Source organism: Sinomonas mesophila (genome assembly GCF_001999765.1).
In the GTDB taxonomy this organism is placed as follows: Bacteria; Actinomycetota; Actinomycetes; order Actinomycetales; family Micrococcaceae; genus Sinomonas; species Sinomonas mesophila.
The window spans coordinates 1-859 of record NZ_MTIC01000054.1; the positions used below are offsets into that span (position 1 = coordinate 1).

1 pseudogene is annotated in these 859 nt (G+C 72.3%); it reads right to left on the reverse strand.

The annotated features are described in order from the left end of the window. Positions 1–859 (reverse strand): annotated as a pseudogene (locus BV907_RS18050) (hypothetical protein); the annotation flags it as partial.

The following is an 859-nucleotide window of genomic DNA, read 5'->3' on the forward strand; positions in this document are numbered from 1 at the left end:
GCGAGTCGTAGGCGTAGGTCGTGGTGCCGTTCGGATCGACCATGGTGGCGCGGTTGCCGTTGGGGTCGTAGGTGTAGGTGACGTCGCTGTCCGTGCCCGGAAGGTCCGCCTTGGTCAGCCGGCCCGCGGCGTCGTACCTGTAGGCGGTGACGGCGCCCTGGGGGTCGGTGACGCTGGCGACCTGGTTCCGGGGCGTGTAGGCGAGGGTGTAGGTGCCCAGCGGGTTCGTCACCGAGGTGGCCCGGTTCGCCGCGTCGTAGGCGAAGGTCACGGTCCGGCCCATGGAGTCGGTGACGGTGGTGGTGTTGCCGTTGGCGTCGTAGGCCGTGGCGGTGGGCGGGACGCCCGGGTCGGGTCCCTGCACGGCGGTGAGGTGCCCGGCGTCGTCGTAGGTGTAGGTGGTGGCGCGGCCCTTGGTGTCGGTGGCCTTGGTGACCCTGCCGTCGGCGTCGTAGTCGACGGTCTCGTACTGCCCGGTGGGGTCGGTGGCCCTGATGGGCCGGCCGAGGGCGTCGTATTCGTACCGCCAGGTGAACTGGGCCGGGTCCGCCCCGGGGGCGTTGCCGCGCGGGCTGGTCACGGCGGTGACGCGGCCGGCGGTGTCGTAGGCCATCGACTGGGCCGAGCCGAGCGGGGAGGTGGCCCGTGTCAGGTCGCCCTCGGCGCTGTAGACGAAGGCCGAGGCGTTGCCGAGCGGGTCGGTGGCGGAGGTGACGTTCCTGGCCGCGTCGTAGCCGTAGGAGTAGTCGACCGTGCCGCCGGCGGGGTTGGGGCGGGTGAGCTGGGTGAGGTTGTTCGCCGCGTCGTAGCCGCGGGTGCTGGTGTAGCCGCGGGCGTTGACCGTGGTCGTGGGCAGGTG